This window comes from Microbacterium sp. GXF0217, from assembly GCF_054798195.1.
This window is the reverse complement of sequence record NZ_JBSJZG010000006.1, coordinates 141,979-168,493: the sequence shown is the minus strand read 5'-3', so window position 1 is coordinate 168,493 and position 26,515 is coordinate 141,979. Positions and strand designations below refer to the sequence as shown.

Below are 26,515 nucleotides of genomic sequence, written 5' to 3'. Positions count from 1 at the left end.
GTCGCCCGCCCCGAGAATGGCCGGTCGATCAGTACCAGTTGGTGGCCTGCGAGTGACCCCACGCGGAGCACGGCGAGCCGTAGACGCTGTCGATGTAGCCCAGCCCCCACGCGATCTGTGTGCTGGCGTTGGTGCGCCAGTCCGCTCCGGCGCTGGCCATCTTGTCGCCGGGCAGCGACTGCGGGATGCCGGTCGCGCCCGACGGATTGTAGGCCTTGTAGTTCCAGCCGGACTCCTTGTTCCAGAGCGACTCGAGGCACGAGAACTCGCCGTCGCCCCAGCCGTACTGGCTGGCGGCCATCGCGCGGGCGGTCGCCTTGGCGCCCTCCGGGGTGTTCGCGGCCGCTGCGGCAGCGGCAGCGGCCTCTTCCGCCGCCTTCTTCTCGGCGGCGGCTTGCTGCGCTGCGGTGAGCGCGGCACGCAGCGTCGTCGTCGCCGTTGCGACGGCGGCGGCATCCGCGGTCACACCAGCGGTGTCCAGCACCAGTTCGAGCGGTGCCTTCTCGACGACCTCGGCCTCGTCTGCGGCAGCCGCGAACTCCGCGGCCGTGGCGGGCGCCGACGTCTCGGTCGGGACCGACGCCTCCGACGGCGTCGCCGTCTCCGACGGAGCCGGAGTCGTCTCGGCGCTCGCTGCCGCAGCGTCGTCAGTCTTCGCCTCGGTGGCGGGTTCTGCCCCATCGACATCGACCGCGACGGCGAGGTCGGCGATGTCCGCCTCCAGCGCCGACGTGTCGATGGCCGTGGTCGTCGTCGCCGTGTCCAGCGTGAGCCCTGATGCCGCGACCTCGGCGGTCAGTGCCGCAGCATCCGCGACGACGGTCTGCGCGGTCGTGACCGCGGCCTGCGCGTCTTCGTGGATGTCGGCGAGGGGCAGGGCCATCGCCACGGCGCCCGTGGCCGGGTCGTTGGATCCCGCTGCGTCAACGGTCGTCAGGGAGGCGATCGCCGCGGAGTGCGCATCGACGGCGGCAGCGGCCGAGGACGCGGTGCCCGCCGTGATCGCGACGCTCAGCACGGCGCCGAGCGCGATGCCCAGGACGAGCGGGTGGCGGGAGGTGACGTCGGCATGCGCGTGCGCCATGGTCGCGGCGCGCGCGGACGCACGGGTGTTCGGGGAATGCAGCATGAAGGGTTCGACTTTCGGGTCGTCGTCGGCCCGGACCCCATGCAGGGCGGTTCATCGGGAGCCGTTTCCCGGGCACGAAGTCCGAGTCTGGCCGTCCCGCCTGGGCGAAACCGTTCGTCCGCCTGGAAGCGCCGTGGGTTTTCCCCGGGAATCCGGCTCGGCGGCTCCCGGGAAAGTGTGTTATGAGTTCGTTATCTTCAGTCGACCGGAGACGGATCCGGGATCTCGTGCGGCCGGTATCGCGGCAGGCGCGACGCCGGCAGGATCGCCAGCGCGCTCACGCCGGCCAGGATCAGAAGCCCCAACCTGAGAGCACCCAGACGAGTCTGCTCGTTGACCTCGACCGCGGCATCCACCTGGGCCGGGGTGGCGTCGGTGTCCTCCAGGACGGCGCGCAGGTCGTCGTTGCTGATGAAGTTCAGCTCGTCCCTGTTGACCTGCTCCACCAGGGACGGCGGAATCTCCGGATGCTCGACGACGGCGCTCGCAACCCCGATGCCGAGCAACGACACGAGCAGGGCACCGGCGACAGCAGTCCCCACCGCCGAAGCGAGATTCTGCGTCGTGCCGCGCAGGGACCCGACGTCTCCGGCGAGCTCCGCCGGAGCCGACGTGACGAGCACGTTGAAGACGAGGGTGACGAGCGCCCCCTGCCCGATACCGAAGACGATGAGGCCCGCGATCGTCGGCAGCGTCTCCCAGTTGTTCGTGACGACGAACGACAGCCAGAGCAGCGCGACCGTGGTCAGGATGAAACCGAACACCCCGATGGTCCGCGGCGGGAATCGCCGGTAGAAGCGCACGACGAGCGTCGCGGTGATGAACACCGTCAGGTTGAAGGGCATCATCGCCAGCGACGTGTCGAACGGCGTGCGCCCCTGCACGATCTGGATGTACAGCGGGATCGTGAAGTTCACGCACGCCTCGAGCCCGACGACGATGAACATCGCGTAGACGGCCGCGCGCTCGCGCGAGGACTTCAGGATGCTGAGATCGATCAGCGGAACCCTGCCCTCGCGCATCCGGCGTCTGGTCCACCAGAAGAACGTCTGGCCGAGCACGATGCCGACCACGACGAACACCGGTGCCGGCGAGAGCCCGAGCACGTCGAACGGCGCGGCATCCGTCGCCTGAACGGCACCCCACGCGTTGAGGTTGTTGAACCCGAGAGTCAGCAGCACGATCGCGGAGCCGATGAGCAACGACGCGACCAGGTCGATGCGGATCGAGGCGTCTCCGCGATCACCGCGGAGGGTGAAGCTGAAGGCGAAGACGATGATCGCGATGCCGAGCACGATCATGAAGACCGGGCGCCAGCCCACCAGGGTGCCCAGAGTTCCGCCGATGAGGAAGGCGCTCACTCCGGAGATCGCGCGTGCGGATCCGAGTCCGCCGATCGCCGTCGCCTGTTGCGCTCCCCGATAGTTCTCGGCGATGAGCGCCACCAGCGCGGGGACGATGATCGCGGCAGCGGCTCCCGCGAGCGCCTGCCCGGCAATCGCCCACGCCACCGTCTGCGACGTGATCATGAGCAGCGAGGAGCCGGCGAACAGCACGATCACGATGCGGAACATGAGCACCCAGCCGACGCGCTGGCCGAGCTTGGCCCCCGTCATGACGAGCGCGGCCACCGCGAGGCCGTAGACCACGATCGTGGAGCTGACGACCGTCGGCGGCACGCCGAAGTCCTCGACCATGCCGCCCAGCGAGATCGGTAATGCGGCGACGTTGAACGACATCAGCACCTGAGCCAGGAACAGGCTCACCATCGGCAGCCAGGATCGCTTCGCCTCCACGGCGACGTCGGGAGAGCTCTGAGCGGTCATGCGGACTCCTCTGTGGTGGCGACGGAGGCGAAGAGGTTGAGCCCGAGCGCGCGGGACAGGTGGCCGATCGCGAGCTGCGCCCTGACCGAGTTGCCCGCGCTGTCCAGGCGCGGGGAGAACGCCGCGGCCGCACCCTTGCCGGGAGACACGGCGACGATGCCGCCGGCGACACCGGACTTGGCGGGGAGGCCGATCTCGAAGAGCCACTCCCCCGACCGCTCGTACAGCCCCGTCGAGGCGACGACTGCGAGCGTGTCCCGGCAGACGTCGGCGGAGACGACGCGTTCGCGGGTGACCGGGTTGACACCGCCGTCGGCGAGCGTGGCTCCCATCACGGCGAGATCGTGCGCGGTGACGCTGAGCGCGCACTGACGCGTATAGATGTCGACGATCGCGTCCGGATCGTCGTGAAGTCGTCCGTAGCCGACGAGAAGACGGCCCATGGCCCGGTTGCGGTCGTTCGTCGCCGCCTCGGACCGGTAGACCTCGCCGTCCAGACTCAGCTGTCGCCCGGCGAAGGCGGACAGGCCCTCACGGATGCGCTCCCACTTCTCAGCCGCCGTGGCACCCGGCACGAGCGCGGTCGTGGCGATCGCGCCGGCATTGACCATCGGATTCATCGGATGGCCGCTGTTGAGCTCGAGCGCCATCAGCGAATTGAACGCGAGCCCGGTGTTGTTCACGCCGACGATGTCGCGCACGTGCTCATGGCCGTGCTCCTGGATCGCCAGCGCGTAGACGAACATCTTCGAGATCGATTGGATCGAGAAGGCGTGCAGGGCGTCACCCGCGTCGTGGACTCCGCCGTCGACATCGATCACGGCGATCCCGAACAGATCGGGGTCGACCTCCGCGAGGACGGGGATGTAGTCGGCGACAGTCCCGGCGTCCTCTTCCGCGTAGCGGCGGTGGGCCTCGTGGACGAGTTCGTCCACGCGCTGCCATCCCGGCAGGCTGCCCGTGGACACGCTCTGGGGCACGACCTGGAACGGCGTCGGATCCACGCTCTTCTCCTCACACGAAACCGCCCCCAGCGGCTAGGTCAAACCTAGCGGCTGGGGGCGGCGATCCGGCTATGCCGGAGGAATGCGACGCGTCAGGCGTCCTGGCGCTTGAGGCGCGAGGCCTCGCGACCGCGGATCGTCTGATCGAGGATGACCTTGCGGATGCGGACGACCTCGGGGGTGACCTCGACGCATTCGTCGTCGCGGGCGAACTCGAGGCTCTCCTCCAGAGTGAGCTGGCGCGGAGGCGTCATCGACTCGAAGGAGTCCGAGCTCGCCGCACGCATGTTGGTGAGCTTCTTCTCCTTGGTGATGTTCACGTCCATGTCGTCGGCGCGCGAGTTCTCGCCGATGACCATGCCCTCGTAGACCTCCTGCGTGGGCTGCACGAAGAACGACATGCGCTCCTGCAGGGCGATCATGGCGAACGGCGTGACGACGCCCTGGCGGTCGGCGACGATCGAGCCGTTCTGACGCGTCGTGATCTGGCCGGCCCACGGCTCGTAGCCGTGCGAGATCGCGTTCGCGATGCCGGTGCCGCGCGTCGTGGTGAGGAACTCGCTGCGGAAGCCGATGAGACCGCGCGACGGAACGATGAACTCCATGCGCACCCAGCCGGTGCCGTGGTTGGTCATGTTCTCCATGCGGCCCTTGCGGTTCGCGAGCAGCTGGGTGATCGCGCCGAGGTGCTCCTCCGGCGTGTCGATCGTCAGGTGCTCGAAGGGCTCGTACGTCTTGCCGTCGACCTTCTTCGTGACCACCTGCGGCTTGCCGACCGTGAGCTCGAAGCCTTCGCGGCGCATGTTCTCGACGAGGATGGCGAGCGCGAGCTCGCCTCGACCCTGGACCTCCCACGCGTCGGGGCGTCCGATGTCGACGATCTTGAGCGAGACGTTGCCGATGAGCTCCTTGTCGAGGCGGTCCTTGACCATGCGCGCGGTGAGCTTGTGGCCCTTGACCTTGCCCATCAGCGGCGAGGTGTTGGTGCCGATCGTCATCGAGATGGCGGGGTCGTCGACCGTGATCGCGGGAAGCGGTCGGACATCCTCCGGGTCGGCGATGGTCTCGCCGATGGTGATGTTCTCGAAGCCGGCGATCGCGACGATGTCTCCGGGGCCTGCCTCCTCGGCGGGGTAGCGCTCGAGGGCACGGGTCTTCAGCAGCTCCGTGATGCGGGCGTTGCTGGTCGTGCCGTCCGAACGCACCCAGGCGACGGTCTGGCCCTTCTTCAGTGTGCCGTTGAACACGCGAAGCAGCGCGAGGCGGCCGAGGAACGGGCTGGAGTCGAGGTTCGTGACCCACGCCTGCAGCGGGGCCTCGTCGTCGTACGCGGGAGCAGGGACGTGCTCGAGGATCGCCTCGAACAGCGGCTCGAGGTCATCGTTGTCCGGCAGCGATCCGTCCGCCGGCCGGGTGAGAGATGCCGCGCCGGCACGACCGGACGCGTACACGACGGGCACGTCGAGCAGCGCGTCGACGTCGAGGTCGGGCACGTCGTCGACGAGGTCGGAGGCGAGACCGAGCAGGAGGTCGTGCGCCTCTTCCTCGACCTCGGCGATGCGCGCGTCGGGGCGGTCGGTCTTGTTGACCAGCAGGATGACCGGCAGCTTGGCCTCGAGCGCCTTGCGCAGCACGAAGCGGGTCTGCGGCAGCGGCCCCTCGGACGCGTCGACGAGCAGGACGACGCCGTCGACCATGGACAGGCCGCGCTCGACCTCGCCGCCGAAGTCGGCGTGGCCGGGGGTGTCGATCACGTTGATCGTGACGGGGACCTCGGTGTGAACGCCGTTGTACGTGATCGCGGTGTTCTTCGCGAGGATCGTGATGCCCTTCTCGCGCTCGAGATCGTTCGAGTCCATCGCGCGTTCGTCGACGTGCGCGTGCTCGCCGAACGAGCCGGTCTGACGGAGCATGGCATCGACCAGAGTGGTCTTGCCGTGGTCCACGTGCGCCACGATGGCGACGTTGCGGAGGTCGGAACGGAGGGCGTGCGCCATGAAGGAGTCCTCAGGAGATGTGGGATGCGCCGGGATGCCGACTCTTCAGGATATCGCACGCTCGCTGAAGCCTCACTGAGCGGCATACGATCGTCGGATGACGACTCCCCCGGCATCCCGCACGCGCCTGTGGTGGGAGATCGCGATCGTGCTCGCGCTGGGCCTGGGACAGTCCGCGATCTACGCGATCGTGCAGCTCGCCTATCGGCTCACCGACTCGACGCCGCTCGCCGACCAGACCGCGACGCTGAACCCCTCGCGCAGCGACCGCGAGATCTTCGACTTCATCTATCAGGTGCTCTCGATCGGGTTCTCGCTGGTTCCGGTCGTCCTCGTGTGCTTCCTGCTGTGGCAGTCATCGCGCCCGCACCTCGGCCGGCTCGGGATGGACGGCACGCGCGTCCAGCGTGACGCCGGCCGCGGCATCCTTCTCGTGCTGGCGATCGGAATCCCCGGGCTCGCCCTCTACATCATGGGCCGGATGCTCGGCTGGTTCGTCGCTGTCGATCCTGCGGGGCTGGATGCGCACTGGTGGACCGTGCCGATCCTGCTGCTGTCGGCGGCGCGCGCGTCGATCCAGGAGGAGTTCGTCGTCCTCGGATACCTGTTCGCGCGGCTCAAGCATCTGGGCTGGGGGCCGTGGCCGATCATCATCGCCACGAGCGTGCTCCGTGCCAGCTACCACCTCTATCAGGGGCCTGGGGCGTTCGTCGGGAACCTCGCGATGGGACTCCTGTTCGGCTGGCTGTTCTCGCGCTCGGGGCGACTGCTGCCGTTCCTCGTCGCGCACTTCCTCATCGACGCGAGCGTGTTCGTGGGGTATCCGTGGGCCGCGGCCACCTGGCCGGAGCTGTTCGGGTTGCCGTCCTGATCAGCTCGTCCCCTGCCCCAGCGTGATCGCCGCGCCGGGGATCGCTTCGAGCAGCCGCCGCGTGTACTCCTCATGGGGGTGGGCGAAGATCTCGTCCACCGTGCCGTGCTCGACGATCCTGCCCTGCTCCATGACGCAGACCCGATCGGCGATCACCCGCACCACGGCGAGATCGTGCGTGATGAACAGATAGGTCAGGTCGAGATCGGACTGCAGCTGTGCGAGCAGTTCGAGCACCTGCGCCTGGACGAGGACGTCGAGTGCGGACACGGCCTCGTCCAGCACCACGATTTCGGGCTTCAATGCCAGCGCCCGCGCGATCGCGACGCGCTGACGCTGCCCGCCGGAGAGCTCGTTCGGGTACCGGTCGACCACGCTCGAGGGCAGCGCCACCTGATCCAGCACCTCGAGCACGCGTGCCCGTCGGGAGGCCGCGTCGCCGACCTTGTGCACGCGCAGCGGCTCGGCGACGGTGTTGCCGATGTTGTGCAGCGGATCCAGCGATCCGTACGGATCCTGGAACACCGGCTGCATCTGACGGCGCAGCGCCTGGAGCTCCGCACGCCCGAGCTCATCGATGTCGCGGCCGTTCACGCGGATCGTGCCCGAGGTCTTCGGCTCGAGGCGCAGCAGCAGCTTCGCCGCCGTCGATTTGCCCGACCCGGACTCGCCGACGATCGCGGTCGTGGATCCCTTCGGCACGGAGAACGAGATGCCGTCGACAGCCGTGAACGGCTGGGATCGGAAACCCGTCCCCCTGATCCGGTAGACCTTGGTCACGTCGGCGAACTCGATCGCAGTCGGCGCGTCGGCCGTCGGTGCGGCCGACGTCGCGAGCGCCGCGAGGTCCAGGTCTTCCGGCAGCACGGCCGCGGCGGACTTCGCTCCGGTCTGGATCCGCTTGGATGCCAGGCTGGGGGCAGCCGCGACGAGACGCTGCGTGTACGGATGCCGAGGATGCTGCAGGATCTCCAGCGCCGGACCGGACTCGACGATGCGTCCGCGGTGCATCACGAGCAGGTTCTCGGCGCGTTCCGCGGCGAGGCCGAGGTCGTGCGTGATGAACAGCACCGCGGTGTTGCGCTCTGCCGTCAGCGAAGCCAGGTGGTCGAGGATCCGCTTCTGCACGGTGACGTCGAGCGCGCTGGTCGGCTCGTCGGCGATGAGGAGTTCGGGGTCGGACGACAGTCCGATCCCGATGAGCACGCGCTGCCGCATCCCACCCGAGAACTCGTGCGGGAACTGCCGCAGCCGGCGCTCCGCGTCGGCGAGACCCGCTTCGTTCAGCACGGCGATGGCCTTCTTGCGCGCCGCGCGACGGCTCGTGGCGAGGCCGTTCGCGAAGATCGTCTCCTGCACCTGGAACCCGATCCGGTGCACGGGGTTGAGGCTGTTCATCGGATCCTGCGGCACGAGTCCGATCCGCTTGCCGCGGATGTCCTCCATGCCGGACCGGCCGAGCGTCGTCAGCTCCTGGCCCTGCAGTCGGACCGAGCCGCCCGTGATGCGGCCGCTCCCGGGGAGCAGGTTGATCAGGGCGTGCGCGGTGGTGGACTTGCCCGAGCCGGACTCGCCGACGATCGCCATGGTCTCGCCGGGGTAGATGTCGAAGCTGACCCCGCGGACGGCGGGGACGTAGCCGTCCTGGGTCTTGAACGCGATCTCCAGGTTCTCGACCGCCAGCAGCGGTCCTTCCAGTTCCTTGCGACTCATCGCAGCGCCCTCGCCTTCGGGTCGAGCGCGTCGCGAACCGTCTCACCGAGCATGATGAAAGACAGCACCGTGAGCGACAGCGCGATGGACGGGTAGATCAGCGGCAGCGGATCGGTGCGCAGCCGGATCTGCGCCTTCGAGATGTCGGTGCCCCACGACACGATGTCGCCGGGCAGCCCGACGCCGAGGAACGACAGCGTCGCCTCGGCGGTGATGGCGGCGGCGAGGCCGACGGTGCTGACGACGATGACCGGGGCGATCGAGTTCGGCAGCACGTGCGTGAACATCGTGCGCACCCGTGAGACACCCAGCGCCTCCGAAGCCAGGACGAAGTCGTTCGAGCGCACGCGCAGGATCTCCGATCGCAGGATGCGGGCCGTCGCCGGCCACGCGAAGAATCCGATGGCCAGCGAGATCACCAGGATGTTGCGGTTGTCCAGGAACATCGACATGATCACGACGGCGGCGAGGATGTACGGGATCGCGAAGAACATGTCGCTGATGCGCATGAGGAGCGAATCCACCCACCCGCCGAAGAACCCCGCGAAGGCGCCGATGACGATGCCGAGCACCGCGATGATGATGGTCACGATGACGCCGACGCTGAGCGACGTCGAGGTGCCGTGGATGACCCGCGAGTACACGTCGCAGCCCTGGAAGTCGTACCCCATCGGGTGACCGGCCGTCGGCGGATCGTTCGAGTAGTCGAGGTTGCACGCCGTCGGGGAGATCTGGACGAACAGCCCGGGGAAGATCGCGATGATCGTCAGCACGACCACGATGACACCGGCGGCCCAGAACATCCACCTCCCGCGGAGATCACGCCAGGCGTCCAGCCAGAGGTTGCTCTTGCGTTCGCTGACGCGCACGGCATCGACGGCGCCGATGCCCTCTTCATCGGTCTCCGCGACGAAGTGCGGCATCCGGTGGTTCGGAGTGTTATCTGGCATAGCGGATCCTCGGGTCGAGCACACCGTAGAGCAGGTCGATCAGCAGGTTGACGATGACGTAGATCACCACGAGGATCGTGACGATCGAGACGATCTCGGGCCCGTCGTGACGGTTGATGGCTTCGAACAGTTCATTGCCGACGCCGGGAACGTTGAAGATCCCCTCGGTCACGGTCGCCCCGACGATCAGGATGCCGAAGTCGGCCGCGAGGTTCGTCGTGACGGGGATGAGCGAGTTGCGCAGCACGTGCACCGGGATCACCCGACTGCCGGACAAGCCTTTCCCGTACGCCATCCGGACGAAGTCCTGCTGGCGCGTCTCGATCACCGAGGCCCTCGTGAGGCGGATCACATACGCGAAGTTCAGTGCAGCGAGCACGATCGCGGGAAGTATCAGATCGCTCCATGGTGCGCCTGGTCCGACGGTCGGCCGGAACCAGCCGAGCTGGATGCCGAGGAAGAACTGCGCGACGAACGCGAGCACGAACACCGGCACCGAGATGAGCACGAGGCTCACGAGCATCGAGGCGTGATCGATGATCCCGTTCTTGCGCAGGCCCGCGATCAGCCCGATCGTGACGCCGAACACGAGCTGGATCAGAACCGCGAGCAGCGCGAGGCGCAGCGTCACCGGGAAGGTCCGCGCCAGGATCTCGTTGACGCTCTGACCGCGGAACGTCGTTCCGAGGTCGCCCTGGAACAGGTCGCCAAGGTAGATGAGGTAGCGCTGGAAGAAGGGCTGATCCAGGTGGAAGCGCTCCTGCAGTGCGGCGTACTGCGCCGGCGTCGGCGTTTTGTCGCCGAACAGCGCGAGGATCGGGTCGCCCGGCAGGAGGAAGACCATCGAGTAGATCAGGAACGTGGCCCCGAGGAAGACGGGGATCGCCTGGAGCAGGCGACGGAGGATGTAGGCAGTCATATCAGGCACGCGAGTCCCTCGGTGCGGGGCGACGGATGACCGTCGCCCCGCACCACGAACTCAGACGGGAACCGGTGTCACTACTCCTTGGTGATCGCGAAGACGATCGGCCAGCTGTCCCAGCCGTACTCGACGTTCCCGACCACCGTGGAGTACCCGGCGTTGGTCGACCGGTACCAGAGCGGCAGCACGGGGAGGTCTTGGAAGAGCACCTCCTGCGCCTGCTCGAACAGGGCGTTGCCCTCTTCGACGGACGGCGCCGTGGCCCCCTGCTGCACGAGCGTGTCGTACTCCTCGTTCGAGTAGTCGCCGTCGTTGGACCCGGCTCCCGTGATGAACAGCGCGCCCAGGATGTTGTACGCACCCGGGTAGTCGAACTGCCACCCCGAGCGCGTCGCCGCGTCGAGCGTGCGGTTGGAGATCTCCTCGCGCAGCGTCGCGAGGTCGGGGTAGGACTGACCGATCGCGTCGATGCCCAGGGTGTTCTTGAGCTGGTTCGCCACGGCATCCACCCACGGTTGGTGCCCGCCGTCGGCGTTGTAGGCGATGGTGAACGTCCCGCTCCACGGCGAGACCGCGTCGGCCTGCGCCCACAGTTCCTTCGCCTTGTCGGCGTCCGCGTGCGTGACCTCCGACCCGGGGATCGAGTCCGACCAGCCCTCGATCACGGGCGACGTGTAGTCCACGGCTGGTGTTCTCGTGCCCTCGAAGATGACGTCGGTGATCTGCTCGCGGTCGATCGCGTACGAGATCGCCTGGCGACGCAGCAGCCCTTCCTCGTCGTTGCCGAAGTGCGCCAGACGCGAGGGGATCGTCAGACCCTCCCAGATCGCAGCGCCCTGGTCGACCGCGCGGTCGCCGAGGTCGTCCTTGTAGGTCGCCAGCGCGGACGGCGGCACGTTGGGGTTGATGACGTCGAGGTTGTCGCCGAGCAGATCCGAGTACGCCGCCTCCTGCGTGGCGTAGACGACGAGATCGACGCCGCCGTTCTGCGGCTGGCGCGGCCCGTCATAACTGTCGTTCGGCACGAGCGAGATCACCTGGTCGTGCTCCCAGTTGTCCAGCATGTACGGTCCGTTACCGATCGGGGCTTCGCCGAAGGCCTCCGGGTCGTCGAAGAACGACTCGGGCAGCGGCGAGAACACCTGATATCCCAGCGTGATGGGGAAGTCGGACTGGGGAGCGGCGAGTTCGACCGTGAAGGAGGTGTCGTCGACGACCTCGAGCGCGAGCGCACCCTCCTCACCGGCAGCCTCGGCGTTGTAACCGGCGAAGTTGGCGAACCACCACTGGTTCTCGAACTCCGCGTCGGACGACGCGTACTGCCAGGCGTCGACGAAGGATGCCGCCGTCACGGGGGTCCCATCGCTGAAGGTCTGGTCGGCCTTGATCGTGATGGTCCAGTTCTGGTTGTCCTCGGATTCGATGGACTCGGCGACGTCCATGGCCATCGCGCCATCGGCTTCGTAGTACACCAGACCGGCGAAGATGTTCTGCAGCACCAAGCCGCCGCCGACTTCGTTCGTGACGGCGGGGATCAGAGGATTCTGCGGTTCGTTGTTCTGGACCGTGACGATGCCGGTGGAGGCGCCGGAGCCCTCTTCCTCGCCCGTCCCCTCGCCGCCGTCCCCGCTCGAGCATCCGGCCAGTGCGATGGCGCCTGCTGTCAGCAGCGCCGCGCCCGCGAGGGCGCCCCTGTTTCGCTTCACTTTGTGTCCTCCCATGGACATCGATGAACGCGCACTCCTCATCGAGCACGTCGCGATAACCAGAGCGTATGCCCGCCGGACGCTCCGCGGCAGTCCCCGTTAATCAACTGTTACTGAACGGACGGTCAGAAATTATTCGACCGTTACAGAGCCGTAACAGCGCTGGTCTTCCGTTGTAATCGGACAATGTCCATTATTGATCCACAACATCATCAGCACCGTGGGTCGCACACCCAGCGATCGACGCCCGAACAGTCACCGGGGAGAGATCCGCACGCGATGCGGACGCCGAAGGGGCAAGCCACCCGCCAATCTCTCAGGCAGAAGGACCCGGCGACTGGGGAACTCTGGAGAGCGGCCTTGCGGGGCCCGCCGACGGGGGAAGCGCACAGCGCGACACTCTCAGGCACAACGGACAGAGGGGAAGCGGAACTCCGCCCGGGGTTCCGCAGCTCTACGCAAGGAGACCGCCTGTGTCCTTCGTCCCCATCGCCCTCGATCCGGACTCCACCGACATCCTGGTCGCGGCGAATCAGCCCGTGCTGTGGCTGTGCGCGGCCGGCGTCTTCGCCGTGATCGCGGCGCAGACCGTCATCTACTACCGCGCGGCACGCCGCGTCGCCCCCGCCGTCGAGATGAGCGCAGCCGATGTGACGCGCTCGTTCCGCTCCGGCGCCGTCGCCGCGATCGGCCCCTCCATGGCGGTGGCACTGATCGCCGTCACACTGCTGAGCGTCTTCGGAACGCCAGGGGTGCTCACCCGCATCGGCCTGATCGGCTCGGCCGCCTTCGAGGTCGGTGCAGCCGGGATCGCCGCCGACACGCAGGGTGTCGCGCTCGGCGGAGACGGCTACACGCAGCAGGTCTTCGCGACCGTGATGCTCTGCATCGCACTCGCCGGATCCGGCTGGATGCTCGTCACGCTCATCGTGACACCGCTGCTCAAGCGCGGCACCGACCGTCTGGAGGCCAAGCAGGCCGCAGCGGCCGGTGGCGCCATGGCGATCATCCCGACCGCCGCGCTGCTCGGCGCCTTCGGCACCTTCGGCATCCAGCAGCTCCAGAAGGGCCTCGCCGTCGCGATCGTCGCCATCGCGAGCGCGCTCGTCATGCTCCTCTGCCTCTGGATCGCCAAGGCGTTCCGACAGAACTGGCTGAAGGAATGGGCCCTCGGCATCTCGATGATCGTCGCAATCGGCGTCGGCATCCTCGTCTCGAACGCAGGCATCCAGTGAACGCCCCCGAGCAGCAGAGCGGAGCAACTCTCATGTCGACATCCACCTCTCCGACGACATCGCCCGTGACAGCGGGCGCCTGGAAGCAGTTCGACACGACCACCTCGCGCTGGGGGCGGATCACGATGATCCTCGCGCTCGTGCTCATGCTCGCCGGGCCCCTTGTCCTGGCGATCGAGTTCGGCGTCCAGGCCTCGGCGGTCGCCGCCGGTGTGCTGGCCATCGCTCTCGCCTTCGGTGTGCTGTGGTTCATCGAACCGCTGTCGTACTTCCCGATCTTGGGGCCGCGAGCATGTACCAGGCCTTCATGATCGGCAACATCAGCAACAAACTCGTGCCGGCTGCGATCGTGGCGCAGTCCGCGATCGGCGCGAAGCCGGAGACGAAGCGCGGACAGCTCGCGGCTGTTCTCGCGATCTGCGGCGCCGCCGCGACGCACCTGCTGAGCCTGGTCGTCTTCGTCGGGCTCCTCGGGTCGCTGCTGCTGCGGCTGCTCCCGCCGGAGATCATCACGCAGGTGCAGACCTTCGTGCTGCCGGCGGTCATGGGAGCGGTGGTCGTGCAGATGATCTCCTCGAACCCGAATCTCCGGATTCTCACGATCGCGGTCGTGGTCGGCGTCGTCGTCCAGCTCGTGCTCACACCGCTGTTCCCCGTCGTCGCCCTGTTCGGCATCGCGATCTCCGTCGTCGCCACCGTCGCCCTCGCGCTGGCGCTCCCCGCAGGCAGGAAGAAGCCGAAGCCCGCGCCCGCATCCGAAGACCTCTCCTGATAATCCGAGCCCTGGAGGACCGCACATGATCACCGAAACGACAACGACCGTCGCCGCGATCTCCCCGATCGTCGACGACCTCTCCGCCCGGTTCGTCCGCCTCAGCGACGACATCTGGGCCGAGCCGGAACTGCGCTGGGAAGAGCACTCGTCCATGGCCAAGCAGATCGCCGCCGCCGAGGAGTACGGCGGCCGGATCACCCGTGCCGCTGGCGGCGTCCCCACGGCGTTCAGTGCCGAATGGGGGTCCGGATCGCCCGTGATCGCGTTCCTCGGCGAGTACGACGCCCTCGCCGGGCTCAGCCAGGCGGCCGGCGCGACCGAGCGGACACCGGACCCGGACAGCGGCAGCGATGCGGGACACGGCTGCCACCACAACCTCCTCGGCGCCGGATCCCTGCTGGCCGCCGTCGCCGCCGCGCAGCACCTCGCGGCCGCGGGCCTGCTCGGTACCGTCCGCTACTACGGCTGCCCCGCGGAGGAGGGCGCTGCGGGCAAGACGTTCATGGTCGCCGCCGGCGCCTTCGACGACGTCGACGCGACGGTCACGAACCATCCCATGCCGTTGGCCTCCGCCGCGCAGTGGAAGACGCTGGCCTACACCCAGGCCTACTTCCGCTTCCGCGGGTTGGCCGCTCACGCCGGCGCCAACCCGCAGCACGGCCGCAGCGCCCTGGACGCCGCCGAACTCATGAACGTGGGTGTCAACTTCCTTCGGGAGCACATGGACGACACGGATCGCATCCATTACGCGTTCATCGACGCCGGTGGCCCTTCGGCCAACGTCGTCCAGCCGACGGCCGAGCTCTACTACATCGTGCGCTCCCCCACCGTGGCGCGCATGCGCACGCTCTACGAGCGCGTCAAGAAGGTCGCCGAGGGCGCTGCGCTGATGACCGAGACGGAGGTGGAGATCGAGTTCGACGGCGCGTGCGCCGAAGTGCTGCCCAACGTGACCCTCGAGAAGCGCATGCAGGCCGTGTTCGAGGAGCTCGGCGGCGTCGGGTTCGACGAGTCCGACCAGTCCTACGGACGCATCCTGTCCGCCGGCCTGCCCGATGGCGCCGCTGAGGCGATGAAGCGCCAGCTCGGCATCCCGTCGGACAGCCCGGCGTACTTCGACGGAGTCCTGCCTCTGCCCCCGGCAGCGCTGCGCCCTCAGATGACCGGCTCGACCGATGTCGGCGACGTGAGCTGGGTCACGCCGACCGTGCAGATGGGCGCTGGCACCGCGATCATCGGCACCCCAGGGCACTCCTGGCAGATGGTGGCTCAGGGCAAGACGCCCGCAGCCCACAAGGGCATGATCCACGGCGCGAAGGTCATGGCCGCGACCGCGGTCGAGCTCTTCACGGACGCCGACCTGCTGGCAGCCGCGCGGGCGGAGTTCGCCGATGTGATCTCGGTGACGCCGTACGACAAGCCCCTGCCGGAGGGCCTGATCCCTCCGTCGCTGCGGCCGACCTACCGTCCGGCCTGAGGCACGGACAGGATGCCGGGGCGATCCATCGCCCCGGCATCCTGCGGATCGGGAAGAATGGCGGGGATGATCGAGGTCGAATCCAAGCAGGAGTCCCTGCGCACACGACGCGTGGACAGCACGGATCGTCGAGTCCTCAAGACGCGACGCAAGCTGATCGACGCGTTCCGTCGGCTCGTCGACGCCGACCTGGTCCGCACCGCCGGCGTCGCGACGATCGTCCGCGAGGCCGGAACCACGCGATCGTCGTTCTACGCGCACTTCTCCGGCATCGGCGATCTCGCGGCCACGGCGCTCAGCGACTTCAGCGAGTCCGTGATCGCCGATGCGCGCATCGCGATCCTCGACGGCGCATCGAAGACCGCCGTCAACCGGCAGGTGCTGCTGGAGATCGTGCGCTTCGTCGCCGAGCACCGCACGACGTACGGGGTGCTGCTCACCTCGGATCCGGCGTTCGTCGAGGGCTTCGCCGCAGGGCTCACCGAGTCCGTCCTCGTCACGCTGAGCATGCGCACGACGCTCGCCGCTGATCCAGAGGTGACAGCGCGCTACATCGCCGCGGGCGCGCTCGCCGCCATCTCGTGGTGGCTGGCGGAGGGCGCTGAGCGCTCGGCGGAGGAGCTGGCGGACGCACTCATCGCGATCGCGCCGCCCGACTTCCGCGACTGATGCGGCGCGCTCAGAGCTGAGCGCGCCGCATCGGGTCTACGCGAACGCCTCGATCGGCGGGCACGCGCACACGAGGTTGCGGTCGCCGTACGCCTGGTCTATGCGGCGGACCGGCGGCCAGTACTTCCCGGCGACGAGAGCGTGCACGGGATACGCGGCCTCCTCGCGCGTGTACGGGTGGCCCCACTCCCCCGCGATCAGCGAGACCGCGGTATGCGGCGCGTTCACGAGCGGGTTGTCGCCGGCATCCCAGCGCCCTGCGGCCACGGCATCCGCTTCGGCCTTGATCATGATCATGGCCTCGATGAACCGTTCGATCTCGCCGAGGTCCTCGGATTCGGTCGGCTCGACCATCAGCGTGCCCGGAACCGGGAACGACATGGTCGGGGCGTGGAAGCCGTAGTCGATGAGGCGCTTGGCGACGTCGTCGACCGTGATGCCGGTCGCTTCCTTGAGCGGACGCAGATCCAGAATGCACTCGTGCGCGACGCGGCCGTTCTCCCCCGTATACAGCACCGGGTAGTGCGCGCGCAGACGCTCGGCGATGTAGTTCGCCGACAGCACGGCGGCCGCCGTCGCATCGCGGAGTCCTGCGGCGCCCATCATCCGCACGTAGGCCCACGAGATCGGCAGGATGCCGGCCGAGCCGTACGGAGCCGCCGACACGACGCCGCCCTCGAACACGTATCCGCCCGCGTGCTCCGCCCGCTGTGCGAGCGGGTGCGAGGGAAGGAACGGTGCGAGATGCGCCTTGGCCGCGACCGGACCCACACCGGGTCCGCCACCGCCGTGCGGGATCGCGAACGTCTTGTGCAGATTCAGGTGCGAGACGTCGCCGCCGAGGTCGCCGAAGCGCGCATAGCCGAGCAGCGCGTTGAGGTTCGCGCCGTCGACGTACACCTGTCCGCCGGCGTCGTGGACGGCTGAGGTGATCTCGACCACCTGCTGCTCGTACACGCCGTGCGTCGACGGGTAGGTGATCATGAGCGCCGAGAGCTCGTCCCTGTTCGCCTCGATCTTCGCCCGCAGGTCGTCCAGATCGACGTTGCCGAGTTCGTCGCAGGCGACCACGACGACCTTCATGCCCGCGAGCACGGCGGATGCCGCGTTCGTGCCGTGCGCCGACGACGGAATGAGGCACACCGTGCGGTGGTCGTCGCCGTTCGCCAGGTGGTAGCCGCGGATGGCCAGGAGTCCGGCGAGCTCGCCCTGCGAACCGGCGTTGGGCTGCAGCGAGACCGCGTCGTAGCCGGTGACCTCGGCGAGCCAGCCTTCGAGCTGGTCGATGAGCTCGAGGTAGCCTGCGACATCGGATGCCGGGGCGAACGGGTGGATCCCCGCGAACTCCGGCCAGGTGATCGCCGCCATCTCGGTCGCCGCGTTGAGCTTCATGGTGCACGAACCCAGCGGGATCATGCCGCGATCCAGCGCGTAGTCGCGGTCGGCGAGACTCTTCAGGTACCGCATCATGGCGGTCTCGGAGCGGTGCGCGTGGAACACGGGGTGCGTCAGGTACCCGTCCTGGCGGGCGAGGGCGTCCGGCAGCGCCGTCGCCCCGCCGATGAACCCGAAGGCCCGCTCCTGCTTGCCGCCGAACACCATCGCGATCTGGTGCAGTTCGCCGATGGTCGTGGTCTCGTCGACCGAGATGCCGATCGTGTCAGCATCCGCGACGTGGAACAGGATGCCGTAGCCGTGGTGCGCCTGCTCGGCGTACTCGGCCGCACGACCGGGGACGCGCAGCGAGAGCGTGTCGAAGAACTCGTCGAACGCGATCTCGACGCCGGCCTCGACGAGCCAATCGCGCAGCAGCGCGGCCTTCGCGGCGGTCTCCGTCGCGATCGCACGCAGCCCGTCGGGGCCGTGGTAGACCGCGTACATCGCGGCCATGACCGCCAGGAGCACCTGCGCGGTGCAGATGTTGCTCGTCGCCTTCTCACGACGGATGTGCTGTTCGCGCGTCTGCAGCGACAGGCGGTAGGCCGGCTTGCCGTCGGCATCCACCGAGACGCCGACCAAGCGGCCGGGAAGCTGCCGCTCGAGACCCTGCCGCACCGCCATGTAGCCGGCGTGCGGGCCGCCGAAGCCCATCGGAACGCCGAAGCGCTGCGTCGTGCCGACCGCGACATCCGCACCGAGGGAACCGGGCGAAGCGATCAGGGTGAGCGCCAGCAGGTCAGCGGCGACGACGGCGAGGCCGCCGGCGACGTGCGCCGCATCGATCACGGCGGACGGATCCCACACGAGTCCGGATGCCGCGGGATACTGCACGAACACGCCGAACAGCGCTTCGGGCAGCGGTTCGCCCGCGGCGAGATCGCGCTCGACCAGTTCGATGCCGACGGCATCCGCTCTGGTCGCGAGCAGCGCCTTGGTCTGCGGGAACGCACCGGAGTCGACGACGAACACGTGCGAGGCGGCCTTCGATGCGCGGCGCGCCAGCAGCATGCCCTCGGCGACGGCGGTCGACTCGTCCAGCATGGACGCGTTGGCGGTCGAGAGCCCGGTGAGATCGGCGACCATGGTCTGGAAGTTGATCAGCGCCTCCAGGCGCCCCTGCGAGATCTCGGGCTGGTACGGCGTGTAGGCCGTGTACCAGGACGGATTCTCCAGCACGTTGCGCTGGATCACGCTCGGGGTGATCGTGCCGTAGTACCCGAGTCCGATCATCGGCGTGTTCACCGTGTTGCGCGCGGCGAGGGCGCGCAGCTCGGCGAGCGCCTCGGCCTCGCTGGCCGCGGCGGGGATGATCGTGTCACCGGGCGCGGTGAAAATCGAGGCCGGAACGGCCTGGCGCATCAGCTGCTCGACGGGAGCATCGGCATCCGTGATGCCGAGCGCGTCGAGCATGAGCCGCTGCGTCTCGGAGGTCGTCCCGATGTGACGGTCGGCGAAGGAGACCACTGCGCGATCAGCCCTGGGTCAGCGCGACGTACGCGTCGCGGTCGAGCAGGCCGTCGGTCGCGCCGTCCGCGACCGTCACCTTGATCAGCCACGCGTCTTCGAACGGTGAGGAGTTCAGCAGCGCCGGGTCATCGACCACGGCCTGGTTGACCTCAGCGACGGTGCCGGCGACCGGAGCGTAGAGCTCGGACACGGACTTCGTCGACTCGGCCTCACCGAAGACATCGCCACGGCTGATCTCGGTGCCGACGGCCGGCAGCTCGACGAAGACGATGTCGCCCAGGGCATCCGCGGCGAAATCCGTGATGCCGACGGTCGCGGTCTCGCCGTCCAGCGCGACCCACTCGTGCTCGTCGCTGTACTTCAGGGTGTTCAGGTCGGTCATTTCGTCCTCCGGTAGAAAGGCAGGTCGGTCACGACGGCGGGGATCCTCGTCCCCCGCACGTCCAGGTACAGGTCGACGGCCGCTGCCGCCGGGTCGAGGTAGGCCATCGCGATCGGGTGGCCGAGCGTGGGGCTGAGCGCGCCGCTGGTGATCTCGCCCACCACGGTGCCGTCGTCGGTGACGACGGCGTATCCCGCACGGCCCGCGCGCTTACCCTCGGCCGCGAGGCCCGTGAGCACTCGGGCATCGGATGCCGGGGCGACGGCGTCCTTGCCGACGAACGCATCCTTGTCGGCGGCGACGACGCGTCCGAGTCCGGCCTGAGCGGGCTTGGTGTCGAGCGACAGCTCGTGTCCGTACAGCGGCATGCCTGCCTCGAGCCGCAGCGTGTCGCGGGCGGCGAGGCCTGCCGGAACCAGTCCGTGCGCCGCACCGGCGGCCAGCACGGCGTCCCACAGGGCGGTCGCGTCTGCGGCGCGGACGAGGAGCTCGAAGCCGTCCTCGCCGGTGTAGCCGGTGCGTGCGATGAGCAGCGGTGCGCCCGCGTAGGTCGCTGACGCCCACGCGTAGTACTTCTGGTCCGCCCACGGGATCGAGACGTCGTCGATGCCCGCGGTGGCGGCGACGATCGCCTCCGCGGCCGGGCCCTGCACCGCCAGGAGGGCGTAGTCGTCCGAGACGTCGACGACCGTGACGTCGAACGATCCGGTGCGCTGCGGAAGAGCATCCGCCACGGCATCCCGGTTCCCGGCGTTGGAGATGATGAGGAACCGGTCGTCCGCGAGGCGGTACACGATGATGTCGTCGACGATGCCGCCGGACTCCGTCAGCACCAGCGAGTACTTCGCCTTGCCGACCGGCATGGTCGAGATGCGTCCGGCGACCGCGTGGTCGAGGTAGGAGGCGGCATCCGCTCCTTCGACGACGAACTCGGCCATGTGCGAGATGTCGAAGAGCCCGGCAGCCTGGCGGACCGCGTGGTGCTCGGCGAGGTCCGAGGTGTAGCGCACCGGCATCTGCCAGCCGCCGAAGTCGGTGAACGAGGCGCCCAGCGACTCGTGTTGCGCGCGTAGAGGGGTGTACCGAGCTGGGGTCATGGAGTTCTCCCGGAAGGATCGGAAGGATGCCGTACTGATTGCACGGTATCCGAGAACTCCCCCTCTGTCATGAGCCTGAGAGTTTCACCCCTCGCCCCCGGGCCGGTCGAAGGGCCAGGGAGGGGTTTTCACCGTCGGCGGATGCGGACGCATCGCTTTTCAGAGTGGCCCGACCGGCGCGGTACGCGGTACCTGAGAGATTGGCGGGGAGGCTTGCTCCTTCGGTGCCCGGTCGCTTGCACCGGGGCTCTCCCGCACGGGTCGTGGGGCCGTCTTCAGTTGTTGCGACCAGCTTAGGGCCTCGCCGCGAGCTCTGCGCGCACCTCATCCCGCAAGCGCCCCATGTTCTCCGGGTCCGGTGCCGCACCCAGCAGCGTCCTGGTGTACTCGTGCTGCGGGGTGAGGATCACGTCATCCGCCGGTCCCCGTTCGACGATGTCGCCGCGGTACATCACGAGGATCTCGTCGCTGAAGTGCCTGGCGGTCGCGAGATCGTGCGTGATGTAGAGGACCCCGAGGTTCTCCTCGCGCTGCAGGTCGGCCAGCAGGTTCAGCACGCCGAGGCGGATGGACACATCGAGCATCGACACCGGCTCGTCGGCGACGATGAACCGGGCTCCAGGAGCGAGAGCACGCGCGATCGCGATGCGCTGTCGCTGTCCGCCGGAGAGCTCGTGCGGGCGCCGCTCGGCGAAGCTCTCGGCCGGTGACAGCCGGACGCGCTCCAGCAGATCGAGGGCCTTCGTGCGCACCTCGGCGCGCGACAGGTGCGGATGGTGGATGCGCAGCGGGCGCTCGAGGTGATGGATGACCGTGTGGAACGGGTTCAGGGAGGCGAACGGATCCTGGAAGACCATCTGCACGTCGGACCGGTAGCGGGCGAGCGCCCCGCCGTGGCTGCCGCTGGGCGCCCCGTCGAGCAGGATCTCCCCCGATGTCGGCGTCTCGAGCTTCATCAGCATGCGGGCGATCGTCGACTTGCCGCTGCCGGATTCGCCGACGAGCGCGATCGTCCTGCCTGGTTCGAGGGTGAACGAGACGTCCTTCACCGCATGCAGGGTCGTCGTCGAGAAACCGGAGCGGAGCCGGAAGTCCTTCACCAGGTGCCGTGCTTCGAGAGTGCTCATCGTGCGTCCTCCTTCGCGGATGCGCTGACGGATGCCGCGGTCTCGGCGCCGCTGCGCACGAAGCCGCCGCGCTCGCCCTTCAGACTCGGGAAGCTGGAGAGCAGCTTCTGGGTGTACTCGTGCTGCGGAGTGCGGTAGATCTCCTCTGCCGTGCCCTGCTCGACGATCTCGCCCTGCAGCATGACCGCGATCCGGTCGCTGATCTCGATGAGCATCGGCAGGTCGTGCGTGATGAAGATCACGGCGAAGCCCAACCGCTCGCGCAGCCGCATGATCTCGCGGATGATGCCGCGCTGCACGACCACGTCGAGCGCGGTCGTCGGCTCGTCCATGATCATGACCTGCGGGTCGAGGGCGAGAGCCATCGCGATCATCACGCGCTGGCGCATGCCGCCGGAGAGTTCGTGCGGGAAGCTCGTGAGTCGCGCTGGATCGACGCCGACCAGGCGGAGAAGCTCCTCGGCCCGCTCGGTCTTCGCCTTCCGGCTCATGCCTGGACGATGCGTGTCGAACACGTCGAAGATCTGGGCCTTCATGCTGATCACGGGGTTCAGGGAGTTCATCGCACCCTGGAACACCATCGAGATCTTGTCCCAGCGGAACGCCCGAAGACCATCGTCCTTGAGCGACACGATGTCGATGTCGTGTCCGTCTCGGTCGTGGAAGACGATCTCGCCGCTCGTCATCAGCGCTGGCGCCTTCAGCAGGCGGTTCAGCCCGTAGGCGAGAGTCGTCTTGCCGCATCCCGATTCCCCGGCCAGCCCGAGGATCTCTCCGCGGTGCAGGGTGAGGGAGACGTCGCGGACGGCCTTGACCGGCGGATCGACCTCGTACTCGATCGAGACGCCACGGGCGGTGAGAACGGCTTCGGGGGCGGTCATGCGCCCACTCCCTTCTGCTTCGCTGCCTTGCGCACGCGGCGCGCGGCCTCGGGGGCGACCCGCAGCTTCGGATTGATGATCTCGTCGATGGAGAAGTTGATGAGCGACAGACCGCAGCCGAGCATCGCGATCAGCACGCCAGGCGGGATGAACCACCACCAGGCTCCGGTTCCCAGCGCCTGGCCGGATTGCGCGTCGTTGAGGATCGTGCCCCACGTGATCGAGTCGGTCGCGCCGAGCCCGAGATAGGACAGACCGGCCTCGCCGAGGATCGCGAAGATGATCGCGAACAGGAACTGCGCCGCGAGCAGCGGAAGCAGGTTCGGCAGGATCTCCACCAGGATGACGCGGAACGACTTCTCGCCCGCGACCTTCGCCGCGTACACGTAGTCGCGGCTGCGCAGCGAGCGCGCCTGCGTCCGCAGAACGACCGCCGCACCGGCCCAGGAGGTGATCCCGAGCACGAAGGCGACGAGCAGCCAGCTGCGCGAGCTGAAGTAGGTGGCGATCACCATCGCGAGCGGCAGGCCGGGGATGACGAGAGCGATGTTGGTCACAAGCGACAGGCTCTCGTCCCGCCACCCTCCGACGTAACCGGCGAGCACGCCGAACAGCAGCGACAGGATGATCGCGATGAGGCCGGCGACGATCCCGACCAGCAGCGACCCCTGCGTGCCGTGCGCCAGCTGCGCGAGCACGTCGTAGCCGAGTTTCGTCGTGCCCAGCAGATGCTCGGCACTGGGCGGCTGCAGCGCGTCGTTGCCCGAATATCGCGGGTCCTGCGTGACGAGCGGTCCGATGACGCCGAACAGCACGATCGCGATCACGATCGCGAGACCGGTGATGAGCTTCGCCGACAGCGTCGGCATCATGGCACGCCAGCCGCCTCTGGAGCGCTTCTGCGTGACGAGCGCGACGGTGTCCGGCGGGGTCGAGACGGGCTTCGTGATGGTGTCAGACATTGTGGCGTGCCCTCGGGTCGATGTAGCCGTAGACGAGGTCCATGATGAAGTTGGCCGCGAGCACCGTGAGGGTGATCACGAGGAAGACGCCCTGCATGAGCGCGTAGTCGCTGTTCTGCACGGCCTGGAACATGAGCTTTCCGATGCCGGGGTAGGTGAACACCTGCTCCATGACGATGGAGCCGGCGACGACGAAGCCGAGGGTGATCGCGAACCCGGCGATCGACGGGATCGCGGCGTTGCGCGATGCGTACATGGTGAGGATCCGTCGCGGCTTCAGCCCTTTGGCCTCCGCGGTGGTGACGTAGTCCTCGGCGAGGGTGGACACCATCATGTTGCGCATGCCGAACAGCCAGCCGCCGACCGAGCTCACCACGATGGTCACCGCCGGAAGCACGGCGTGGTGCACGGCATCCACGAAGAACGCCCAGCTCCACTCCGGGCCCCTCGGGAAGTCGAACACGCTGTACCCGCCGATGATCGGGAACCAACCGAGACCGACGGCGAACACGGCGACGAGCACCAGAGCGAGCCAGAAGTACGGGATCGACTGCAGGATCGTCGTCGCCGGGATGAGGTGATCGACCCAGGTCCCGCGCTTCCACCCAACCCAGGCGCCGAGGACGATGCCGAGGCCGAACGAGATCACGGTCGCGACGCCCACGAGGATCAGCGTCCACGGCAGCGCCTGCCCGATGAGCTCGGCGACCGGGGTCGGATACTTCGTGACGGAGATCCCGAGATCCCCGCGGAGCATCCGCCCCCAGTAGCCGATGTACTGCTCCCACATCGAGGAGTCATCGGAGCCGAGCAGAAGCTTGATGTTGCGGACCGTCGTCTCCGACACCTCGCCGCCGCTGCGCTGCAGCTTGGCGATCATGATGTCGGCCGGGTCCCCCGGCATGAGCCGAGGGAGCAGGAAGTTGAGAGAGATCGCGGCCCACAACGTGATGATGTAGAACCCGATCCGGCGGGCATAGTACTTCATGTCACTTCGACTTCCTGCTCCCGTGCATCACTGACTGATCAACCGGCCGGCTGCAGCTGCGGCAGGATGAATCCGGCCGAGACGGAGCCCCAGGACGGCGGGAACGCGTACAGGTCCTCCTCCGTCGGCCACCCGGTGAAGTCCTTCGCGTTGTAGAAGGTCTGGGTGGCGTTGATCACGAGCGGGATGTACGGCAGATCGCGCACGATCTCGGTCTGGATCGTGGCGTACTGCGCCATCTTCACGGCCTCGTCGTTCGTCGCGTTGGCGGCGGCGATCGCGGCATCCACCGTCGGGTTGTTGTAGCGGCTGAAGTTCCAGCGGCCGGCGGGCACTTCCTCGCCCACCGGGCTGGTCGACTCCACCGCGGTCCCACCCAGCCAATCGCGGTAGATCTGGAACGGGTCGGCGACCGAGGTGCCGATCATTCCGCCGACGATCAGCTCGTAGTTGCCGGTCTGGCGGGCGTCGGAGAACTCCTGCCACTGCACGGTGCCGACATTGATCGTGATGCCGGCGGCCGCCGCCTGCTCGGCGATCAGCTTCGCGGCGTCGTTGTAGTCGGTCCAGCCGTCGACCGAGATCAGGTCGAGCTCGATCGGCGCGCCGTCCTTGCCGTACATCCCGTCGGCGTCCTTGGTGTACCCGGCCGCTTCGAGGATCTCGCCGGCGCCTGCGGCATCCGGGCTCTGCGGGCTGACCTCGTTCGCCGGGTCGGCGACCCACTTCTCGTCGCGGGGCAGGAGGGCGTAGGTGGGCGAGATCTCGCCGGTGAGGTCGACGAACGCCTTCTGCTTGATCGTGCCGCGGTCGATCGCGACGTTCAGCGCCTGACGGACCGCGACATCGGTCTGCTCGCCGGTGCAGCCCAGGTCCGCGTTCGCGCACGTGTAGAGCACGGTCGGGTCCTGCGGCGTGTTGATCCAGTCGATCTTGCCGTTGCCGGTGACCGAATCGGGGTTCGGGATGAACATGCCGGCCCAGTCGAGTTCACCGGCGGCGAGAAGGTCCTGCGCGGCCTGGTTGTTGTCGACCGCGATGTACTGGACCGTGCCGACGCCCAAGTCGTCCGCGTCACGGTAGTTCTCGTTCGCCACGAGCACGTACGACTCGCTCGTGACGCTGTCGACGACGTACGCGCCGGAGCCGACGGGCTCCTCGTTGGTGAAGGTCGCGAAGTCGTCGACCTCGCTCCACACGTGCTCCGGGAGGATCCAGGTGCCGCCCAGGCGCTGCCACTCGGTCGTGAACTGCGGCGTGGCATACGTCAGCACGACGGTCGTGTCGTCCTGCGCCTCGGCCGAGACGAGACCCTGACCCTCGGGGTTGTTGCCCTCGTAGGTGAACGTGAAGGCCACGTCCTCGGCAGTGAGCGGCTCGCCGTCGCTCCACTTCAGATCGGGCTTGATCGTCACGGTGATGACCGTGCCGTCCTCGTTGTACTCGTACGAGTCGCCGATCATGCCGGTGGCCGGCTCGTCCGCCGTCTTGTTGAAGAAGAACAGCGGCTCGAGGATCGGGCCGAGCGCACCGTGCAGCACGGTGGGAGCGAACGGGTTAAAGTTCGCCTCGATGGGGGTCTGGCTGCCGGCCCAGACACGCAGCGTGGTGTCGGACTCCCCGGCATCGCCGCTCTCGTCACCGCCACCGCCGGAACAGGCGGTGAGGCCGAGGGCGAGGACGGATGCCCCCGCGATCGCCGTGATCGCGACACGGCGCTTTCCATTGCGGATCATGTGTTGTATTTCCTCTCGATGCTTCAGTGCTTGGAGGTGCTGCTCATCCTTGAGACCCCCACGAAGGGGTTTGTTAGGACAGTAACCTAACAAACTGTGCCAGGCGGAACAAGATCGGTGGTCACGGCCATGTAACGTTTCCGATTCCGTTGTGTGACGCG

General features: G+C 68.0%; 22 protein-coding genes and 3 riboswitches. Of the genes, 6 read left to right on the top strand and 16 right to left on the bottom strand.

Annotated features, from left to right (window positions below):
• Positions 1 to 28: 28 nt before the first annotated feature.
• The 4 genes from ACWAT3_RS13680 to typA all read right to left on the bottom strand — a co-directional run bounded on the left by ACWAT3_RS13680 (position 29) and on the right by typA (position 5,956).
• Entirely contained in the window at positions 29 to 1,129 is a 1,101-nt protein-coding gene (locus ACWAT3_RS13680) for an aggregation-promoting factor C-terminal-like domain-containing protein (RefSeq protein ID WP_460799266.1), read from the bottom strand.
• Positions 1,130 to 1,326: 197 nt separating this feature from the next.
• Complete coding sequence (locus ACWAT3_RS13675) at positions 1,327 to 2,955, bottom strand: MFS transporter (protein ID WP_460799264.1); 1,629 nt, start codon at positions 2,953 to 2,955, stop codon at positions 1,327 to 1,329.
• Positions 2,952 to 3,959, bottom strand: a complete 1,008-nt coding sequence (gene glsA, locus ACWAT3_RS13670; protein ID WP_460799262.1) for a glutaminase A — start codon at positions 3,957 to 3,959, stop codon at positions 2,952 to 2,954. The genes ACWAT3_RS13675 and glsA overlap by 4 nt, the downstream gene beginning before the upstream one ends.
• Before the next feature lie 92 nt (positions 3,960 to 4,051).
• Positions 4,052 to 5,956 (bottom strand): translational GTPase TypA, encoded by a 1,905-nt coding sequence (gene typA / locus ACWAT3_RS13665; RefSeq protein ID WP_460799260.1) that lies wholly within the window; start codon positions 5,954 to 5,956, stop codon positions 4,052 to 4,054.
• Positions 5,957 to 6,053: 97 nt separating this feature from the next.
• Here typA and ACWAT3_RS13660 point away from each other — a divergent pair, with 97 nt between their 5' ends.
• Positions 6,054 to 6,827, top strand: a complete 774-nt coding sequence (locus tag ACWAT3_RS13660; protein WP_460799258.1) for a CPBP family intramembrane glutamic endopeptidase — start codon at positions 6,054 to 6,056, stop codon at positions 6,825 to 6,827.
• Here the strand turns inward: ACWAT3_RS13660 and ACWAT3_RS13655 are convergent, their stop codons facing one another.
• The 4 genes from ACWAT3_RS13655 to ACWAT3_RS13640 form a co-directional block, all read right to left on the bottom strand.
• On the bottom strand, positions 6,828 to 8,540 hold the full coding sequence (locus ACWAT3_RS13655) for a dipeptide ABC transporter ATP-binding protein (protein ID WP_460799256.1): 1,713 nt from the start codon (positions 8,538 to 8,540) through the stop codon (positions 6,828 to 6,830).
• Positions 8,537 to 9,490 (bottom strand): ABC transporter permease, encoded by a 954-nt coding sequence (locus tag ACWAT3_RS13650; RefSeq protein WP_460799254.1) that lies wholly within the window; start codon positions 9,488 to 9,490, stop codon positions 8,537 to 8,539. The genes ACWAT3_RS13655 and ACWAT3_RS13650 overlap by 4 nt, the downstream gene beginning before the upstream one ends.
• Complete coding sequence (locus ACWAT3_RS13645; protein WP_460799392.1) at positions 9,480 to 10,409, bottom strand: ABC transporter permease; 930 nt, start codon at positions 10,407 to 10,409, stop codon at positions 9,480 to 9,482. The genes ACWAT3_RS13650 and ACWAT3_RS13645 overlap by 11 nt, the downstream gene beginning before the upstream one ends.
• Before the next feature lie 80 nt (positions 10,410 to 10,489).
• Entirely contained in the window at positions 10,490 to 12,118 is a 1,629-nt protein-coding gene (locus ACWAT3_RS13640) for a peptide ABC transporter substrate-binding protein (RefSeq protein ID WP_460799252.1), read from the bottom strand.
• 250 nt (positions 12,119 to 12,368) lie between these two features.
• A riboswitch (glycine riboswitch) is annotated at positions 12,369 to 12,460 on the top strand.
• A gap of 131 nt (positions 12,461 to 12,591) precedes the next feature.
• Here ACWAT3_RS13640 and ACWAT3_RS13635 point away from each other — a divergent pair.
• From ACWAT3_RS13635 to ACWAT3_RS13615, 5 genes are all read left to right on the top strand, one after another.
• Positions 12,592 to 13,353 carry a DUF5058 family protein gene (locus ACWAT3_RS13635; protein WP_460799251.1) on the top strand — a complete coding sequence of 254 codons (762 nt, stop codon included), beginning with the start codon at positions 12,592 to 12,594 and terminating at the stop codon, positions 13,351 to 13,353.
• 32 nt (positions 13,354 to 13,385) lie between these two features.
• Entirely contained in the window at positions 13,386 to 13,664 is a 279-nt protein-coding gene (locus ACWAT3_RS13630; protein WP_460799249.1) for a hypothetical protein, read from the top strand.
• Positions 13,661 to 14,125, top strand: coding sequence for a hypothetical protein (locus ACWAT3_RS13625; RefSeq protein WP_460799247.1), 465 nt, complete (start codon positions 13,661 to 13,663; stop codon positions 14,123 to 14,125). The genes ACWAT3_RS13630 and ACWAT3_RS13625 overlap by 4 nt, the downstream gene beginning before the upstream one ends.
• 25 nt (positions 14,126 to 14,150) lie before the next feature.
• Positions 14,151 to 15,605 (top strand): amidohydrolase, encoded by a 1,455-nt coding sequence (locus tag ACWAT3_RS13620; protein WP_460799245.1) that lies wholly within the window; start codon positions 14,151 to 14,153, stop codon positions 15,603 to 15,605.
• Positions 15,606 to 15,671: 66 nt separating this feature from the next.
• Positions 15,672 to 16,274, top strand: coding sequence for a TetR/AcrR family transcriptional regulator (locus ACWAT3_RS13615; RefSeq protein WP_460799243.1), 603 nt, complete (start codon positions 15,672 to 15,674; stop codon positions 16,272 to 16,274).
• 36 nt (positions 16,275 to 16,310) lie between these two features.
• Here the strand turns inward: ACWAT3_RS13615 and gcvP are convergent, their stop codons facing one another.
• The 8 genes from gcvP to ACWAT3_RS13575 all read right to left on the bottom strand — a co-directional run bounded on the left by gcvP (position 16,311) and on the right by ACWAT3_RS13575 (position 26,354).
• Positions 16,311 to 19,124, bottom strand: a complete 2,814-nt coding sequence (gene gcvP, locus ACWAT3_RS13610) for an aminomethyl-transferring glycine dehydrogenase (protein WP_460799390.1) — start codon at positions 19,122 to 19,124, stop codon at positions 16,311 to 16,313.
• Positions 19,125 to 19,185: 61 nt separating this feature from the next.
• Positions 19,186 to 19,563, bottom strand: a complete 378-nt coding sequence (gene gcvH / locus ACWAT3_RS13605) for a glycine cleavage system protein GcvH (protein WP_460799241.1) — start codon at positions 19,561 to 19,563, stop codon at positions 19,186 to 19,188.
• On the bottom strand, positions 19,560 to 20,660 hold the full coding sequence (gcvT, locus tag ACWAT3_RS13600) for a glycine cleavage system aminomethyltransferase GcvT (protein ID WP_460799239.1): 1,101 nt from the start codon (positions 20,658 to 20,660) through the stop codon (positions 19,560 to 19,562). The genes gcvH and gcvT overlap by 4 nt, the downstream gene beginning before the upstream one ends.
• A 54-nt stretch (positions 20,661 to 20,714) precedes the next feature.
• Positions 20,715 to 20,829, bottom strand: a riboswitch (glycine riboswitch).
• A riboswitch (glycine riboswitch) is annotated at positions 20,830 to 20,925 on the bottom strand.
• Between the two features lie 28 nt (positions 20,926 to 20,953).
• Positions 20,954 to 21,787, bottom strand: coding sequence for an ABC transporter ATP-binding protein (locus ACWAT3_RS13595; protein ID WP_460799238.1), 834 nt, complete (start codon positions 21,785 to 21,787; stop codon positions 20,954 to 20,956).
• Positions 21,784 to 22,668, bottom strand: a complete 885-nt coding sequence (locus ACWAT3_RS13590; protein ID WP_460799236.1) for an ABC transporter ATP-binding protein — start codon at positions 22,666 to 22,668, stop codon at positions 21,784 to 21,786. The genes ACWAT3_RS13595 and ACWAT3_RS13590 overlap by 4 nt, the downstream gene beginning before the upstream one ends.
• Positions 22,665 to 23,630 (bottom strand): ABC transporter permease, encoded by a 966-nt coding sequence (locus ACWAT3_RS13585; RefSeq protein WP_460799235.1) that lies wholly within the window; start codon positions 23,628 to 23,630, stop codon positions 22,665 to 22,667. The genes ACWAT3_RS13590 and ACWAT3_RS13585 overlap by 4 nt, the downstream gene beginning before the upstream one ends.
• Complete coding sequence (locus ACWAT3_RS13580) at positions 23,623 to 24,618, bottom strand: ABC transporter permease (protein ID WP_460799233.1); 996 nt, start codon at positions 24,616 to 24,618, stop codon at positions 23,623 to 23,625. Before ACWAT3_RS13580 ends, ACWAT3_RS13585 begins: the two co-directional genes overlap by 8 nt.
• A 38-nt stretch (positions 24,619 to 24,656) precedes the next feature.
• Positions 24,657 to 26,354, bottom strand: a complete 1,698-nt coding sequence (locus tag ACWAT3_RS13575; RefSeq protein WP_460799232.1) for an ABC transporter substrate-binding protein — start codon at positions 26,352 to 26,354, stop codon at positions 24,657 to 24,659.
• Positions 26,355 to 26,515: the final 161 nt, after the last annotated feature.